14 protein-coding genes are annotated in these 13573 nt (G+C 61.1%); 6 read left to right on the top strand and 8 right to left on the bottom strand.

Features of this window, described 5'->3' with window-relative positions; genetic code table 11:
- Positions 1 to 98: 98 nt before the first annotated feature.
- Positions 99 to 833 (top strand): acid phosphatase, encoded by a 735-nt coding sequence (locus ACJ8HB_RS15230; protein ID WP_033636536.1) that lies wholly within the window; start codon positions 99 to 101, stop codon positions 831 to 833.
- 90 nt (positions 834 to 923) lie between these two features.
- Positions 924 to 2204: a DUF3748 domain-containing protein gene (locus ACJ8HB_RS15225; protein WP_047569945.1), complete on the top strand. Its 1281-nt coding sequence runs from the start codon at positions 924 to 926 to the stop codon at positions 2202 to 2204.
- Positions 2205 to 2234: 30 nt separating this feature from the next.
- Here ACJ8HB_RS15225 and ACJ8HB_RS15220 read toward each other — a convergent pair whose 3' ends face one another.
- Positions 2235 to 2582 carry a YceK/YidQ family lipoprotein gene (locus tag ACJ8HB_RS15220; protein WP_033636538.1) on the bottom strand — a complete coding sequence of 116 codons (348 nt, stop codon included), beginning with the start codon at positions 2580 to 2582 and terminating at the stop codon, positions 2235 to 2237.
- Positions 2583 to 2892: 310 nt separating this feature from the next.
- Here ACJ8HB_RS15220 and ibpA point away from each other — a divergent pair, with 310 nt between their 5' ends.
- The 3 genes from ibpA (at position 2893) to ACJ8HB_RS15205 (ending at position 5660) form a co-directional block, all read left to right on the top strand.
- Positions 2893 to 3306 (top strand): small heat shock chaperone IbpA, encoded by a 414-nt coding sequence (gene ibpA, locus ACJ8HB_RS15215; RefSeq protein ID WP_047569943.1) that lies wholly within the window; start codon positions 2893 to 2895, stop codon positions 3304 to 3306.
- A 100-nt stretch (positions 3307 to 3406) separates the two neighbouring features.
- Positions 3407 to 3835, top strand: a complete 429-nt coding sequence (gene ibpB / locus ACJ8HB_RS15210) for a small heat shock chaperone IbpB (protein ID WP_004933922.1) — start codon at positions 3407 to 3409, stop codon at positions 3833 to 3835.
- A 166-nt stretch (positions 3836 to 4001) separates the two neighbouring features.
- Entirely contained in the window at positions 4002 to 5660 is a 1659-nt protein-coding gene (locus ACJ8HB_RS15205; RefSeq protein ID WP_047569941.1) for a putative transporter, read from the top strand.
- Between the two features lie 10 nt (positions 5661 to 5670).
- Here the strand turns inward: ACJ8HB_RS15205 and ACJ8HB_RS15200 are convergent, their stop codons facing one another.
- The 4 genes from ACJ8HB_RS15200 to ACJ8HB_RS15185 all read right to left on the bottom strand — a co-directional run bounded on the left by ACJ8HB_RS15200 (position 5671) and on the right by ACJ8HB_RS15185 (position 9796).
- Positions 5671 to 6051, bottom strand: coding sequence for a type II toxin-antitoxin system VapC family toxin (locus ACJ8HB_RS15200; protein WP_033649548.1), 381 nt, complete (start codon positions 6049 to 6051; stop codon positions 5671 to 5673).
- Positions 6051 to 6272 carry a ribbon-helix-helix domain-containing protein gene (locus ACJ8HB_RS15195; RefSeq protein ID WP_004933932.1) on the bottom strand — a complete coding sequence of 74 codons (222 nt, stop codon included), beginning with the start codon at positions 6270 to 6272 and terminating at the stop codon, positions 6051 to 6053. The genes ACJ8HB_RS15200 and ACJ8HB_RS15195 overlap by 1 nt, the downstream gene beginning before the upstream one ends.
- Positions 6273 to 6346: 74 nt before the next feature.
- Entirely contained in the window at positions 6347 to 7597 is a 1251-nt protein-coding gene (locus ACJ8HB_RS15190) for a valine--pyruvate transaminase (protein ID WP_033645138.1), read from the bottom strand.
- A gap of 135 nt (positions 7598 to 7732) precedes the next feature.
- On the bottom strand, positions 7733 to 9796 hold the full coding sequence (locus ACJ8HB_RS15185) for an alpha-amylase (RefSeq protein ID WP_047569940.1): 2064 nt from the start codon (positions 9794 to 9796) through the stop codon (positions 7733 to 7735).
- A 196-nt stretch (positions 9797 to 9992) separates the two neighbouring features.
- Here ACJ8HB_RS15185 and ACJ8HB_RS15180 point away from each other — a divergent pair, with 196 nt between their 5' ends.
- Positions 9993 to 10145: a hypothetical protein gene (locus ACJ8HB_RS15180; RefSeq protein WP_019455508.1), complete on the top strand. Its 153-nt coding sequence runs from the start codon at positions 9993 to 9995 to the stop codon at positions 10143 to 10145.
- Between the two features lies 1 nt (position 10146).
- Here the strand turns inward: ACJ8HB_RS15180 and ghrB are convergent, their stop codons facing one another.
- The 3 genes from ghrB to ACJ8HB_RS15165 all read right to left on the bottom strand — a co-directional run bounded on the left by ghrB (position 10147) and on the right by ACJ8HB_RS15165 (position 13571).
- Positions 10147 to 11124 (bottom strand): glyoxylate/hydroxypyruvate reductase GhrB, encoded by a 978-nt coding sequence (gene ghrB, locus ACJ8HB_RS15175; protein ID WP_047569939.1) that lies wholly within the window; start codon positions 11122 to 11124, stop codon positions 10147 to 10149.
- A gap of 73 nt (positions 11125 to 11197) precedes the next feature.
- Positions 11198 to 12466, bottom strand: coding sequence for an MFS transporter (locus tag ACJ8HB_RS15170; protein WP_033639091.1), 1269 nt, complete (start codon positions 12464 to 12466; stop codon positions 11198 to 11200).
- A gap of 139 nt (positions 12467 to 12605) precedes the next feature.
- Entirely contained in the window at positions 12606 to 13571 is a 966-nt protein-coding gene (locus ACJ8HB_RS15165; protein ID WP_041038167.1) for a sugar kinase, read from the bottom strand.
- Positions 13572 to 13573 lie beyond the last annotated feature (2 nt).

Raw genomic sequence — 13573 nt, 5'->3', positions numbered from 1 at the left:
GAAAAATAATCATTAACGTATAGTTTAGCGGCACGATTTTTTATTTATTTGCGTTAAGGAAGTCGCAACCGCTCAATTATTTTAATAAGGGAACGACAATGAAAAAAATATTACTCGCCTCATTAACCTACGCCGCGCTGACACCGTTTGGTTTCGCCGCCAAAGATGTGACCACCCAACCGGAGGTCTATTTTCTGCAAGAGTCGCAATCAATAGACAGCCTGGCGTTATTGCCGCCGCCGCCCGCCGTTGACAGCATCGATTTTATGAATGACAAGGCGCAATATGATGCCGGGAAATTATTGCGTAATACCGAACGGGGCAAACAGGCTTATCACGACGCACACGTAACGGGGGATGGCGTCGCCGCCGCATTATCCGGCGCTTTCGGTACGGAAATCACCCAGGATAATACGCCGGAGCTGTTCAAACTGGTGATGAAAATGCGTGAAGACGCCGGCGATCTGGCTACCCGCAGCGCCAAAAATCACTATATGCGCATTCGGCCGTTCGCTTTTTACCATGAGCCCACTTGCCGACCGGATGAAGAGAGCACGCTATCGACGAACGGCTCTTATCCTTCCGGGCACACCGCCATCGGTTGGGCGACCGCGCTGGTGCTGGCGGAGATTAACCCTCCCAGGCAGGGGACGATACTGCAGCGCGGCTATGAGATGGGCCAGAGCCGGGTGATTTGCGGTTATCACTGGCAAAGCGACGTGACCGCCGCGCGCTTGGTCGCCTCGGCCATCGTCGCCCGACTGCACGCGGAGCCCACCTTCGCCGCGCAGTTGCAAAGGGCCAAAACGGAATTCAACGCCCTGAAAAAATAACCTTGCTTCACGCGGCAGCGCGCCATATGAAACGCTGCCGCCGATCCGGTAAGATGGCGACTCAGTGCCGGCATGCGCAGGAGAACCGCCATGAGCCATCGGGAAAAACAGCTGACTTTCGACCCTCGCGGGCATCAGTTAACCAATATCAACGTCTGGACGCCGGACAGCCAATGGCTGGCTTATGACGTGCGCCCGCGCGGCGCCTCTTTCACCGGTCTGAGCATCGAGCGGGTCAACGTCGCCAGCGGCGCGGTGGAGGTGGTTTATCGCGCTCAGCACGGCGCCCACGTCGGCGTGGTCACGGTCAGCCCCGATGCGCCGGCGCGCTATGCCTTTATCCATGGCCCGGAGCACCCGGACAGCGCCTGGCAATATGATTTTCACCACCGCCGCGGGGTGATCGTCAGCGAACCGGATCGCGAGTTGGCCATCACCCTCGACGCGCTGGATATCACCGCCCCCTACACCCCCGGCGCGCTGCGCGGCGGCAGCCATGTGCACGTTTTCAGCCCGGACGGCAGCCGCCTCAGCTTTACCTATAACGATCACGTCATGCACGAGTGCGATCCGGCGCGCGATCTGCGCAACGTCGGGGTGGCCGTGCCGCTGCACGGGGTCAATCCGCCGAAACAGCATCCGCGCGAGTATGACGGCAGCCACTATTGCGTGCTGGTCAGCGAGACCGTGCCGCAGCCGCAGCCGGGCAGCGATCAGATCAATCGTGCTTACGAAGAAGGCTGGATTGGCCGCGAAGGTTATCGTAAGGCCGACGGCAGCCGGCAGCGCTGGGCGCTGGCGTTCATCGGCGATACGCTGTCCGCCGCCGGTGAAAAGCTGCCGGAGGTGTTTATCGTCGATCTGCCGGAGAACGATGCCGATTACGCCAGGGCGGGTGCTCTGCCGCTGCAGGGAACGGAAAGCGAGCTGCCGGCGCCGCCGCAGGGCGTCAGGCAGCGGCGGGTGACCTTTACCGGCGATCGTCGTTTTCCGGGCGTGGCCGGCGCACCGCGCCACTGGCTGCGCAGCTCGCCGGACGGCAGCCAGATCGCGTTTTTGATGAAGGATGACGGCGGCGTGGTGCAGCTGTGGACGGTGTCGCCGAACGGCGGGGAGCCGCGCCAGGTGAGCCACAGCGAGCATGATATCCAGTCTGCCTTCAGCTGGCACCCGCAGGGCGGGGCGATTGCCTTGGTGTGTGACAACAGCGTGATGCTGTGCGAGGTCGCCGGCGGCCGTCTGCAGCGTTTGACGCAGCGCAGCGTGCAGCCGCCGTCGGGGGACGCCGTGGTGTTTTCACCGGACGGCAAGAAAGTGGCGTTTATGCGCGAGATAGCGGGATTCAACCAGATCTTTGTGGTTGAGGTGTAAGGCGGGCCTGATGGCCCGCTGCGTGTGTGATTAGTGGGTGGCGGCGCTGTCGTTGCCTTCGCCGGGATTGCCGGTTGCCGCCAGATTCTGCTGCTCGCTGCGCAGGATGCGCGCTTTTGGCGAGTCTGCGGTGGCGTCGTTGCCGGAACGCAGATAGTCGTAAGGCAGCAGTACGGTGTCCATCACCGCAGAGAACGGCAGATCCAGCGCCACCAGCGGCATCATCGCCCAGCTGGTGTTGTCGTCCTTCAGCATGTCCACGCTGGCGCGGGTGCCGGGATAGTAACCCTGATTCGGGCCGGTATGGCTCATCACGCTGGAGCAACCGCTGGTCGCCAACAACATGCAGCCCGTCGCTATCGCTTTCATCGTCGTCATTAATCCATCCTGCAGGGTTGCTGTGCCCCTAAAATTAAGCTGAGTTATAACATCCTGTCGCTGCTTTAAAAGAAGCAAAATCCCGCTCTGTGGCGGCTCTCTCACTTTAGTGTAAGTGGTAAAAAAACTTTCGCCTAATCGGTGCGAATTTTTTTTGATCCTCGCCTGTTGAATTGATGAAATCAACCCCCATTTTATCATCAGAGCCGAATTGAGAATTCGCCGTAAGGGAATTCTGGCTTAATTAGCCTGTCCAGAGTGGAAGGCGTATTTATTTCAACCTCGCTGAAGTGCCTTAGGAGGCTGTTTTATGCGTAATTTTGATCTTTCCCCGCTATACCGTTCCGCCATTGGTTTCGATCGCCTGTTCAACGCGCTGGAAGCCGGCCAGAGTCAGGGCAACGGCGGTTATCCGCCTTATAATGTCGAGCTGGTGGACGAAAATCATTATCGCATCGCCATCGCGGTAGCCGGGTTTGCCGAGCAGGAGCTGGAGATCACCACGCAAGATAATCTGCTGATCGTGCGCGGGGCGCACAATAGCGAACCGGCAGAAAAAACCTATTTATATCAGGGCATCGCCGAGCGTAATTTCGAGCGTAAATTCCAGCTGGCCGAACACATTCAAATTAAAGGTGCCAAACTGGAGAATGGCCTGTTGTATATCGACATGCAACGCATCGTACCGGAAACATTAAAACCGCGCCGCATCGAAATTAAATAAATTTCCGTTTCGCCGGCAGGTACGCTGCCGGAAAATAATACCTAGCCTGCCGTCAGGGGGCTGAATAAACACATCTCGCTTAATGAAAGGAGTTGTTCCTATGCGTAATTACGATTTATCCCCGCTTCTGCGTCAGTGGATTGGTTTTGATAAATTGGCCAGCTCAATGGGCGGCCAGGAACCCCAGGGGTTCCCGCCGTATAACATCGAGAAAAGCGATGACAATCACTACCGCATTTCTCTGGCGCTGGCCGGTTTCCGGCAGAGCGAACTGAATATCGAAGTGGAAGGGCCGCGGCTGACCGTCAGCGGTAAACCCACACCGCCGGAAAAACAGGTCGAATACCTGCATCAGGGCCTGGTGTGCAAAGAGTTCCAGTTGACCTTCACCCTGGCGGAGCATCTGCAGGTGTCGGAGGCCAAATTTGAAAACGGCCTGCTGCACATCGATCTGGTGCGTCAGGTGCCGGAAGCCTTGCAGCCGCAGCGCATCGCCATCGGGGCGACGCCGGAGCTGGAAGCCAAATAACCGACTGAAAAACGGTCATCATCATGCGGGGGAGATCCAGACGGGTCTCCCCCGCTGCGTTATGTGGCGCATGCCACAGTCCCCCCGTTTGTCCGATGTCATAATCCTTGTTAATTGTGTGTCTTTGGCCGCAAATTCCTTTTCAACTTTGGCAAGGATGTGACCTATGAGCGATATCGCCCTGACCGTCAGCATGTTGGCGCTGGCGGCCGTCATTGGGCTGTGGATGGGGAACTGGAAGCTGTACGGCGTTGGGCTGGGCATCGGCGGCGTGCTGTTCGGCGGCATCCTGATCGGCCACTTCGCCCAGAGCGGGCAAATCAGCCTGAATGGGGACATGCTGCACTTTATCCAGGAGTTTGGCCTGATCCTGTTCGTGTACACCATCGGCATTCAGGTCGGCCCCGGTTTCTTCTCTTCGCTGCGCGTCTCCGGGCTGCGCCTCAACGCCTTCGCGGTGCTGCTGGTGCTGACCGGCGGCGTCGTGGCGGCGGCGGTACACAAGCTGTTCGACGTGCCGCTGCCGATCATCCTCGGCGTGTTCTCCGGTGCGGTTACCAACACCCCGGCGCTGGGCGCCGGTCAGCAAATCCTGACCGATCTCGGTTCCGATCCGGCGCTGGTGGACGGCATGGGGATGGGTTACGCCATGGCCTATCCGTTCGGCATATGCGGCATCCTGCTGGTGATGTGGCTGATTCGGCTGTTTTTCCGCATCAACATCGAGCGCGAAGCGCAGGCGTTTGAAAGCAGCCTGGGCAATCAGCGTGAGCTACTGCACGCCATCAACGTGGCGGTGCGCAACCCCAATCTGCAGGGCATGGCGATCAAGCAGGTGCCGCTGCTCAATGGTGAAGCGATCGTCTGTTCGCGCCTCAAACGCGGGGAGCTGCTGATGGTGCCGGCGCCGCACGAGCGGCTGGAGCTGGGCGACTACCTGCATCTGGTGGGCAAACGCGAAGATCTGGAAAATGCCCGGCTGGTGATCGGCGAAGAGGTGGACGCCTCGCTGTCCACGCGCGGCACCGCGCTGCAGGTGGTGAGGGCGGTGGTGACCAACGAGCAGGTGCTGGGCAAGAAAATCCGCGATCTGAACCTGAAGCAAAAGTATGACGTGGTAATTTCACGCCTCAACCGCGCCGGCGTGGAGCTGGTGGCCGGCAGCAACGTGACGCTGCAGTTCGGCGACATTCTGAACCTGGTCGGCCGGCCGGAGGCCATCGACGCGGTGACGGCAATCGTCGGCAACGCCCAACAAAAACTGCAGCAGGTGCAGATGCTGCCGGTGTTTATCGGCATCGGCCTTGGGGTGCTGCTCGGCTCCATTCCGCTGTTCGTGCCTGGCTTCCCGGCGGCATTGCGGCTGGGGCTGGCCGGTGGGCCGCTGGTGGCGGCGCTGATCCTGGGGCGCATCGGCAGCATTGGCAAGCTGTACTGGTTTATGCCGCCGAGCGCCAACCTGGCGCTGCGCGAACTGGGCATCGTGCTGTTTCTGGCGGTGGTCGGATTGAAGTCGGGCGGCAACTTCATCGATACCTTGCTGCACGGCGAGGGGCTGACGTGGGTCGGGTACGGCGCGCTGATCACCGCCATTCCGCTGCTGAGCGTCGGTATTCTGGCGCGCACGGTGGGCAAGATGAACTACCTGACGCTGTCCGGCATGCTGGCGGGATCGATGACCGATCCGCCGGCGCTGGCCTTCGCCAACGGTCTGCATCCTACCAGCGGCGCCGCCGCGCTGTCTTACGCCACCGTGTATCCGCTGGCGATGTTCCTGCGCATCATGTCGCCGCAGCTGCTGGCGGTGCTGTTCTGGACGCTGTAACGCTGCCCGACTACAGCCGATAAGGCATTAACACGCCGTTGTCAGTGCCAAAATCTTTGGGGTTGCGGGAGATGAGCGTCCGGAACCCCACCTGCGCGGTGGCCCAGACAATGGCGTCCGGCAGCTTCACATGCTGTGAGTGGCGCAGTTCTACGGCGCGTTCGGCAACTTCATCGGTAATAGGCAGCAGCAGGAATTGCCCTAAAAACTGGCGCGTTTTCAGCTCCAGCGCCGGCCCCTGTTTTTTGGCACCCACCATCACTTCCATCCAGGTGATGGCGCTAATAGCCGGGTTGATGTGGTATTCGGTCAGAACGTCTTTGGCTTGAGGAATGCCGTTGAGATAATCGATCAGGATATTGGTGTCGAATAACGCCCGTTGAGCCACCATTATTCCCACTCCTCGCGCTGACGATTTTCGTAGTCTACGCCATCGCCCATCGCCCCGGACCAGAGCCCGAAAGCATTGCTGGGATCTTCAACGTGGTTCTCCGTCAGATAACGGGAGACGGCCTGACGGATGATTTCGGCCCGGGGAACGTGGCGGATATTTTTCAGATTGTCGAGCTGCCGCAGGTCTTCTTCAGGTAAATCGATCACGATGCGAGTCATCGCTAGCCCTCCAAAAAAAGATATACGATATATGCATCGTATATCTTTATCGGTCGATTTTCAATCAGCTGGCGTTAGCCTTCCTGATGCGCGCGTTCGATCTCTTCCGCCAGGATCGCCACGCCGCGCTCGATTTTCTCCGGATCGGGCACGTAGTTCATGCGCATGCACTGGTGGGTGTGCGGCCATTCGTGCTCCAGCCCCGGGAAGAAGTAGTGGCCCGGTACCATCAGCACGCCGCGCTTTTTCAGGCGCTGATACAGCACTTCGGTGGTGATCGGCAGATCCTTGAACCACAGCCAGAGGAAGATAGCCCCTTCCGGTTTGTGGATCAGGCAGCGCTCCGGCGACAGGTAACGGCGGATAATCTCGATGGTGTGCTCGACGCGCTGTTTGTAGAACGGGCGAATCACCTCGTTCGACAGGCGCAGCAGATCGCCGCGCGCGATCATTTCCGTCGCCATCGCCGGCCCCATGCTGCCCGGCGACAGGCTGATGATGCCGTTCATGTTGGTCAGCGCGGTGATCACCTTCTCGTCGGCGATCACGATGCCGCAGCGCGAGCCCGGCAGGCCGAGCTTGGACAGGCTCATGCACAGGATGGTGTTCGGGTTCCACAGCGGCGTGGCGTCGCTGAAGATGATGCCGGGGAACGGCACGCCGTAGGCGTTGTCGATCACCAGCGGAATGTCGCGCTGCTGCGCCAGCAGATCGAGTTTCATCAGCTCTTCGTCGGTGATCACGTTGCCGGTCGGGTTGGTCGGCCGTGAAACGCAGATCATGCCGATGTCGTCGCCGATGGTGAGGTGTTCGAAATCAACGTGATATTTGAACTGGCCGTCCGGCAGCAGCTCGATGTTCGGTTTGGCGGAGACGAACAGCCCTTCGTCCAGCCCGGCGTCGGCATAGCCGATATATTCCGGCGCCAGCGGGAACAGCACGCGGCGGCGCGAACCGTCGGCGTAGCGGCCGGCGAACAGGTTGAACAAGTAGAAAAATGCGCTTTGGCTGCCGTTCGTCAGTGCAATATTCTGTGGCGAAATCTCCCAGCCGAGCTCGTCGCGCAGCAGATTGGCCAGCGCTTTCAGCAGCGCGTCCTTGCCTTGCGGGCCGTCGTAGTTGCACAGCGCTTCGGTCAGTTTGCCCTGGTCGAGCATCTCCTGGCACAGCTGTTTGAAGTAGGCTTCCATCTCTGGGATCTGCGCCGGGTTGCCGCCGCCGAGCATGATGGCACCGGGGGTGCGCAGGCCTTCGTTCAGGTCGTCCATCAAACGGGTAATGCCCGCATAACGGGTAAATTTTTCGCCGAAAAGTGAGAAAGTCATAGGTGCAGCAGTACTGTTTCTTAGCAGGTAATCCCCCACCATACCGCCAGACAAACCCCGCTGCAATGCGGCCGACAAATCGGCCAATGGGCACAAACTTCGCTCATTGGCCGATTGGTAGCATATTACGCTGGATTATTGTGACCGTTCGCCGGCCCACACCACCATCACCTTATCGTCGCCGAGCCGGCGGCTGAAGGCATAATAGGCGGCGTGCGGTTGCGGGGTTTGCACGCCGGCGCCGATCGCCGGATGGCGAGCGCGGAACTGACCCAACCGCTGCCAGTGGGCCAGCAGCGGGGCTTTTTCCCCCTGCAGCTCACGCCAGTTCATGTCGGAGCGGGTGCCCTGCAGCGGATCGGAACCGGTGGGGCCGAGCGGGCGGCCGCTTTCATCACCGTAGTAAATCTGCACCGCGCCCGGTGCCAGCAACAGCAGGTTCGCCGCCCGCCGTTGGCGCGGCAGCGAGCCTTTGGCGTCGCTGGCGAAAAACAGCCGGGTATCGTGTGAAGAGAGGTAGCTCAGCACGTTGAAATCCTGCAGCCGCTCGGCCATCTGCCGGTAGGTGGCGTCGATGTCGGCGAAGCAGCCCAGCGCCTGCGACGCCTGATCCTGGAAATCGAAGTTGATCATCGCGTCGAAGCCGTTTTGGTAATAATCGCTTTTCATCACCCCGTGGCCCCAGGCCTCGCCGGTCATCCAAAACGGCGCACCATCCAGCGCCTGCTGCGGATGCTCCGCTTTCCACGCCGCCAATGCCGCCGTGGCGCGCTGCTTCAACAGCGCCAGCGTCGGTTTTTCCACGTGCTTGGCGGTATCGACGCGGAAACCGTCGATGCCGTAATCGCGCACCCACTGGCTGAGCCAGACGGTCAGGTAATCGCGGGTGGCGGCGCCGGGCATGTCGCGTGCGGCGGTGTCGGGCTTGTGGCGGTAGAACAGCGGCAGGCCGCTGACGCCGGGCGCTTCGGTTTTAATGTCCGGCAGGAAGGCCAGCGACATCGTCAGATCGTCATAGCCCGGTGAGTCATAGTCGCCGATGTCGGTGCGGATCCAGTTTTTCCCCCACCATTGGCGCCAGCCCGCCTTGTCGCTGAAGTTGATGTAGTCGTTGAAACTGTGCCAGTTTTGCCCTGGCCCGGGGCGCCAGTCGCCCCAGTTTTTCCCCAGGGTTTTCTCCACCTCCGCGCCTTGCAGATACAGCGAGCCGAAGTGAAACGTCTGCATATCCGCCAGCGTGGCGTAACCGACATGGTTCACCACCACGTCGAACAGAATGCGAATGCCGCGCCGATGCGCTTGCTCGACCAGCGTGCGCAGCTCCTGTGCGGTGCCCATGTTGGCGTCGAGGCGAGTCCAGTCGAGAGCGTAATAGCCGTGATAGGCGTAATGCGGGAAATCGCCTTTGGTGCCGCCGCCGACCCAGCCGTGGATCTGCTCCAGCGGCGAGCTGATCCACAAGGCGTTGACGCCGAGCTGCTGCAGATAATCCAGTTTTTGCGTCAGGCCGGCCAGATCGCCGCCGTGAAAGGTGCCTATTTCCTGCAGGCCGTCGCTGCGGCGCCCGTAGCTGTGGTCGTTGGCCGGATTGCCGTTCTCAAAGCGATCGGTCAGCACGAAGTAGACCGTGGCGTTATGCCAGCTGAACGCCGCCGGTTTCGCCGTGGCGGCGGATTCCAGCAGCAACAGGCCGCCGCTGGCGGCGGCGGGCTGCAGCGTGATTTTCCCCTGGCTCACCTGCGCCGTTTGGCCGGAATAGAAATCGCGCAGCGTTTCGCCTTCGGCGAAGGTGGAGGCGACGTCGACCGTGACCGGCTTGCCGTCCCAGCGCGGGCAGCTGCGGGCAACAACGGCGGCGCTTTCCGGCGCGCTGTGCAGGCTGAGCTGCAGCGTCGGCGTGCCGCTGCGCGTGTCGATGCGCACCTGATAGTCGCCGGCGCGGAACTGCCGCCAGTTGACCGGCGGATGAGTGCCGCAGGGCTGCAGCGACAGCGTCTGGTTAAGTTTCACCGCCTCGGCCGGCTGCCAGCAGTGATTATCCTGGTACAGCCGCAGCGGCAGTTGGCCTTTGGGCAGCGCGGCCTGGCTGGCGAACAGCCCGGCGGCAGTTTCGTCGAAGGCCGGGAAGCCCGGCAGCGTCCAGCCGGCCAGCGCCGAAGGCGACAGCAGTATCAACAAGGGCAGGGGTAACAGTTTCATGGCTCTCCTTACGCGCGGCAGGAAGCGTTTTTCTCGCAGGGTAGTGCCCAGTGTGGCAAACGGCGGAAAAATAGCCTCCTCCCTGCGAGGTTTTTTCGGGGAGGAGAGAAAGGGCGGAGCGTTTTCGGATTGATTCGGCTTGGCTTTGCGCGCGCGCTGCGGCAGATTAAACGATGAACATCAAAGGAGGTTAGCGATGACGGACAAAAACTGGCGAGAAGAGATCGTTCAGGCAATTCAGGATGCCGAATTGCAGCACTTCGCCGAAGAACATCAGCTGCAGGCGCTGTTCGCGCCGCAGCAGGAAGAGCAACACGGCCGGTTATCCGCAGACCACCGGCCGCGCTGAGTTATTTCCGCAACAGCTGCGGGTTGACGCAGTTTTCTTTCACCGTGCCGGTCAACGCGGCGATCAAATTATCCACCGCGCAGGCGGCCATGCCGTAGCGCGTTTCATGGGTGGCGGAGCCGATGTGCGGTAACGCCACGACGTTCGGCATGCTGAGCAGCGGCGAGTTGGCCGGCAGCGGCTCTTTCTCGAACACGTCCAACCCGGCGGCGTGGATCACGCCGTTTTGCAGCGCTTCGATCAGCGCCTGCTCATCCACCACCGGCCCGCGGCCGGCGTTGATCAGAATGCCGCTTTTCTTCATCTTCGCCAGCTGATCGCGGCCGATCATGTGGAAGGTTTGTTCGGTCAGCGGCAGCGTGATGCAAACGAAATCCGACTCGGCCAGCAGGGTATCCAGATCGCAGCGGCGCGCGTTAAAGCGCTGCTCCGCTTCTTCGTGCGTGCGGCGGGCGTTGTACAGCACCGGCATGCCGAAGCCGAAATGCGCGCGCTGCGCCAGCGCCAGGCCGATGCGCCCCATGCCGAGGATGCCGATGGTTTTATGGTGCACGTCGACGCCGAACCAGTCCGGCCCGATGCTGCCGCGCCATTCGCCGGCCTTCACCCGCTCGGCCACTTCCACCACCCGGCGCGCGGTCGCCAGCACCAGGCTCATGATGGTGTCGGCGACGGTTTCGGTCAGCACCGTCGGGGTGTGCATCAGCAGCACGTTATGGGCGTTGAGCGCCTCGACGTCGAAGTTGTCGTAGCCGACGGAAACGGTCGAGGCCGCGCGCAGTTTGGGCGCCTGCTGCAGGAAGGCTTCGTCAATTTTACCGCCGGAACCGATGATCCCTTCGGCCTGCTGCAGCGCCTGGCGCAGGTCGTCGCGGTTCTCCGGCTGCAGGCCGTTGAAGGCGTGCACGGTGAAGTGCTGTTCCAGACGTTCACGCAGATCTGCGGGCAGGCTTTTGTACAATACGATAGAAGGCTTCATCACGAACTCCAGCTGGACCAAAGGGGGCATGGCGCCCCCCCGGTTGGGTTAACAGATAAAAAGTATAACCGGATCAAGCCAATTGCGGCTGGATCTCGTTGCGGGCGGGTTTGACGATCAGCGTCAACACCACCGCCACCACCAGTGCGATGGCCATAAACATGTAAGAGGCCGCCGGGCTGCCGGTGGCGCCATTCAGATAGCCGACGAACCACGAACCGAAGAACGACCCCAGCGCGCCCATGCTGTTGATCAGCGCCATGGCGCCCCCGGCGACGTTTTTCGGCAGCATTTCCGGAATGATGGCGAAGAACGGCCCGTAGGGGGCGTACATCGCGGCGCCGGCGACCACCAGCAGGCCGTAGGAGATCCAGAAGTGGTTGGCGCCGACGGCGTAAGAGCCGAAGAACGCCAGCGCGCCGATCAGCAGCAGCGGCCAGACGAACAGCTTGCGGTTTTGCATTTTGTCCGACGCCCAGGAGACCACGATCATGGCGATGGTCGCCGCCAGGTAAGGCACCGCCGACAGCCAGCCGGCTTCCACCATGCCCATCTGCATGCCGCTGCGCAGGATGGAAGGCAGCCACAGCACGAAGCCGTACACGCCGATGCTCCAGGCGAAGTACTGCACGCACAGCAGGATCACGTTGCGCGAACGGAAGGCTTCGCCGTAGTTGCGCACGGCCTTGATGCCTTTCTGCTCTTCGTCCAGCTGCTGCTGCAGCGCCTGTTTCTCATCGGCACTCAACCAGCCGGCCTGCGCCGGTTTGTCTTTCGCCAGCACCCACCAGCAGAACGCCCAGATAACCGCCGGAATGCCTTCGATGATGAACATTTCACGCCAGCCGAAGGCGTGGATCAGGTAGCCGGACACCACCGACATCCACAGCACCGTCACCGGGTTGCCGAGGATCAGGAAGGTATTGGCGCGTGAGCGCTCCGATTTGGTGAACCAGTTGCTGATGTAGATCAGCATCGCCGGCATTACCGCCGCTTCCACCACGCCGAGGATAAAGCGGATGGCGGCCAGCATCGGAATATTGCTCACCACGCCGGTCAGCGAGGCGCAGCCGCCCCACAGGATCAGGCACCAGAAGATCAGTTTTTTGACGCTGCGGCGTTCGGCGTAGATGGCGCCGGGAATTTGGAAGAAGAAATAACCGAGGAAAAACAGCGCGCCCAGCAGCGAGGCCATGCCTTTGGTGATGCCGAGATCTTCATTGATGCCGGCGGCAGAGGCGAAGCTGAAGTTGGCGCGATCGAGATAGGCCAGGCTGTAGGTGATAAACACGATGGGCATGATGTACCACCAGCGTTTGGCCGCGACAGTCGCTTTGTTCATGTTCAGTATCCTTCAGTGGTGTTGCGTCCCCTTCGCCCGGTACGCTGGGCATGCAAGAGGAAGGGGCAGATGCTCTCCCGACGCGTCCCGGTTGTAGGGCCAGAGGCTGACGTCATGCGGAGAAGTCGTTTTTTTATTGTTATTCGGCCAGCGCCGCGCGGGTTGGCAGGCCCTCGCTGTCGCCGATGGCCTGGATCGCCAGCGAACCGATTTTGTTGCCGCGCTGCACCGCCTGTATCAGCGTTTTGCCTTCCAGCAGGGCGCTGAGGGTGCCGACGGCAAAGCCGTCACCGGCGCCGACGGTATCCACCACGTTGTCGACCTTGACCGCGGCCACCGCCGCCTTGTCGCCGGCGGCGGTTTTAAACCAGGCGCCGTCCGGGCCGGTTTTGATGATCACCGCCTGCACGCCGCGTTCCAGATAGAAATCGGCGATGCCTTCCGGCGTCGATTGGCCGGTGAGGATCTGCCCCTCTTTCAGCCCCGGCAGCACCCAATCGGCGGCGAACGCCAGCTGGTTCAGCTGCTCGATCATCACCTCGCGGCTGGGCCACAGCACCGGGCGCAGATTGGGATCGAATGAAATGGTTTTGCCCATGGCGCGCATCTCGCGCGCCGCATGGTGGCACAGCGCCAGCGATTCGCTGGACAGCGCCGCCGCCACGCCGCTCAGGTGCAGGTGGCGCGCAGAACCGAAATACTCAGGGTTGAAATCGGTGACCGACAGGTGGCTGGCCGCCGAGCCTTTGCGGAAGTATTCCACGCTGGGATCGGTACCATCGGCGGTTTTGGATTTCACCTGAAAGCCGGTGGGATAGTGGCCGTCGACCGTCACCTGCCGGTAGTTGATGCCTTCTTTTTTCAGCTGCTGCAGGGTGAAGCGGCCGAACGAATCGTTGCCGACGCGGCTGACCCAGCCGACATTCATGCCCAGGCGCGCCAGGCCGATCGCCACGTTCAGCTCGGCGCCGGCGATGCGTTTGGTGAAGGTTTCCACCTCCGCCAAATCGCCGGTTTGCGCCGCCACGAACATCGCCATGGCTTCGCCCAGCGTGACCACATCCAGGGGCGCCTGCTGCGCCGTCGTTGCCGTTAACGTTGTCATCA

Origin of the sequence: Serratia sp. CY27727, assembly GCF_052169275.1 — a bacterium.
Taxonomy (GTDB): domain Bacteria; phylum Pseudomonadota; class Gammaproteobacteria; order Enterobacterales; family Enterobacteriaceae; genus Serratia; species Serratia sarumanii.
Note: the sequence above shows the minus strand (reverse complement) of the source record. Positions and strands in the feature narration are given on the sequence as shown.

Excerpts from the sequence above, each read along its gene's own strand:
- ACJ8HB_RS15230 (WP_033636536.1), top strand. The coding sequence starts at position 99 with ATGAAAAAAATATTACTCGCCTCATTAACCTACGCCGCGCTGACACCG.
- ACJ8HB_RS15190 (WP_033645138.1), bottom strand. The coding sequence starts at position 7,597 with ATGACTTTCTCACTTTTCGGCGAAAAATTTACCCGTTATGCGGGCATT.
- ACJ8HB_RS15195 (WP_004933932.1), bottom strand. The coding sequence starts at position 6,272 with ATGACTCGCATCGTGATCGATTTACCTGAAGAAGACCTGCGGCAGCTC.
- ACJ8HB_RS15170 (WP_033639091.1), bottom strand. The coding sequence starts at position 12,466 with ATGAACAAAGCGACTGTCGCGGCCAAACGCTGGTGGTACATCATGCCC.
- ibpA (WP_047569943.1), top strand. The coding sequence starts at position 2,893 with ATGCGTAATTTTGATCTTTCCCCGCTATACCGTTCCGCCATTGGTTTC.
- ghrB (WP_047569939.1), bottom strand. The coding sequence starts at position 11,124 with ATGAAGCCTTCTATCGTATTGTACAAAAGCCTGCCCGCAGATCTGCGT.
- ACJ8HB_RS15200 (WP_033649548.1), bottom strand. The coding sequence starts at position 6,051 with ATGGTGGCTCAACGGGCGTTATTCGACACCAATATCCTGATCGATTAT.
- ACJ8HB_RS15185 (WP_047569940.1), bottom strand. The coding sequence starts at position 9,796 with ATGAAACTGTTACCCCTGCCCTTGTTGATACTGCTGTCGCCTTCGGCG.
- ACJ8HB_RS15225 (WP_047569945.1), top strand. The coding sequence starts at position 924 with ATGAGCCATCGGGAAAAACAGCTGACTTTCGACCCTCGCGGGCATCAG.
- ACJ8HB_RS15180 (WP_019455508.1), top strand. The coding sequence starts at position 9,993 with ATGACGGACAAAAACTGGCGAGAAGAGATCGTTCAGGCAATTCAGGAT.
- ACJ8HB_RS15165 (WP_041038167.1), bottom strand. The coding sequence starts at position 13,571 with ATGACAACGTTAACGGCAACGACGGCGCAGCAGGCGCCCCTGGATGTG.
- ibpB (WP_004933922.1), top strand. The coding sequence starts at position 3,407 with ATGCGTAATTACGATTTATCCCCGCTTCTGCGTCAGTGGATTGGTTTT.
- ACJ8HB_RS15220 (WP_033636538.1), bottom strand. The coding sequence starts at position 2,582 with ATGACGACGATGAAAGCGATAGCGACGGGCTGCATGTTGTTGGCGACC.
- ACJ8HB_RS15205 (WP_047569941.1), top strand. The coding sequence starts at position 4,002 with ATGAGCGATATCGCCCTGACCGTCAGCATGTTGGCGCTGGCGGCCGTC.